The sequence below is a fragment of the Gilliamella sp. B3801 genome (assembly GCF_026536645.1).
Classification (GTDB): domain Bacteria; phylum Pseudomonadota; class Gammaproteobacteria; order Enterobacterales; family Orbaceae; genus Gilliamella; species Gilliamella apicola_I.
Genome location: NZ_JAFNNR010000023.1, coordinates 1 through 1,818, shown reverse-complemented (window position 1 = coordinate 1,818; position 1,818 = coordinate 1). Strand labels below are relative to the sequence as shown.

Genomic DNA, 1,818 nt, shown 5'->3' with positions numbered 1-1,818 from the left:
TTTGATTATGATCTTCTAAATTAAGTGAACCTTTCTTATCAACGTTATAGTTAGATTTTTCGCTAAAGACATTCTCGGCTTTCGCGTTCCAAGAACCACCGGTTATATTAGTGTTTCCTTCATAAGTATGTTTACCACTAATAAAGTTATCACCAGAGACGACATTGACATCCCCATTTCCATCAATATCCCAGCCTACTTGATAATCAGTGTTAGTATGATTAATATTTAATTTACCACCATTTCTTAATCCAACTTTTGGCGTATCAATAGAACCTGCTTTTTCAGCGGCTTTTCCAACTTCGCCACCGATATTAAGGGCGCCATTTTGATCAACTCGAATACCGAGATCCTCACCAGATTTATCGCCTTTTTGAGTTTTGATGGCTGCATCATTTGCAACGGTTAAACTAGCAGAATGATTACCACCCTCATTGACGATAATTTCAGACATCACGTTCAATTGAGAATTTTTACCATCAATTAATACTTTACCATTTCTGATAGCTAGCTTGTTGTATGTACCTGCATCACCATCAGCAATATTTAAACTACCACCATTGGTCACATTAATTTCACCATAGCCATCTTTATCAGCTGATTGCGTTCCTACTCGCATACCACCTGAATTAAAAGCAGAACCTTCACCGTCAATATTAATAATCGCATTTCCATTACCACTTGCGACAAATGTCGCTCGAGATGAATTAATAACACCACCATCTAAAATATTAACTACAGCCTTACCGTCGCCGGCAATCCCCATATCTTGTGAGTTAACTTGATTTATTGTACTGCCTTTACCTGATACAGTTAAAGTTGTATTAGAAGTGCTAGAATGACCTATACGTAATGAAGACCATCCAGTATTGGTAAAAGTGCCGCCATTAGTAATAAGAATATTAGCGTTACCTTGAGATCCTAAATAAGCATCACCAGTAGAGTTAATGAAATGACCATTGTCGAGTGTAAATTGAGCAGAAGTATCTACATCATGTGCCACTATAATTCTATTAATTTTTAATGTACCATTATCACTAATTGTTAAATGTCCATTTTGACCAATGATATATTCATCATTGCTGACTACGCCATTAGGCAAAGTTCCAGTGTCATCACCTTTAATAATTTGATTGGTATCTATATTAACACGTGCAGCAAAAGCATTGCCGGAAGATAAAACAGATAAAGCCCCAAGAATTGTGGCATTAATTAATACTGATTTAGTTTTTTTACCTCTTCCTCTGGCTAATTCCGAAACTGCCAGACTAATTCCTTGTCTATTTTTCAAAACTTTATAAATTTTATTCATTTGTTAAATTTCCTTCATTTTACAATATTAAACATAGTCACTAAGATTCAAGAGACTTATGTAAAAAACATTATTGATCGGATTAAGCGATCAATCAACATTTAATCTATCGAAAATTTCTAATAAAAAGCGTAATATAATTATAATTAATTGTTTTTTTTGTTAATTGCAAGTTAATGTAAAGTTAACAAACTGATTATTTTTGCACAAAATTTTCATATTCTGCATTTAAAATACATAATCAATTAGCAATCTTTTTTTTTCAATATATTGTTCATGTTATGATTTTTTTAGACTAAATTCTTTATTTAGTCAGTGCTAAATATCCCCTTTTTCAATTTAGTTTGAATCACATATCTTTTTTCTATAAAAAAGCAGTACTAAATCGTACTGCTTTGTATTTACTAAGATATTACTATTGTTAGAATGAATAATTTAAACCTAGTTGTCCACCAATTCGTGAATATTTATCTGAGCCAAATCGAGTATCAAGTTGAGCATAAGCA

At 32.5% G+C, this 1,818-nt stretch carries 1 pseudogene; it reads right to left on the bottom strand.

Features of this window, described 5'->3' with window-relative positions:
- Window positions 1-1,312: pseudogene (locus J3U14_RS11615) on the bottom strand (ESPR-type extended signal peptide-containing protein); the annotation flags it as partial.
- Window positions 1,313-1,818: the final 506 nt, after the last annotated feature.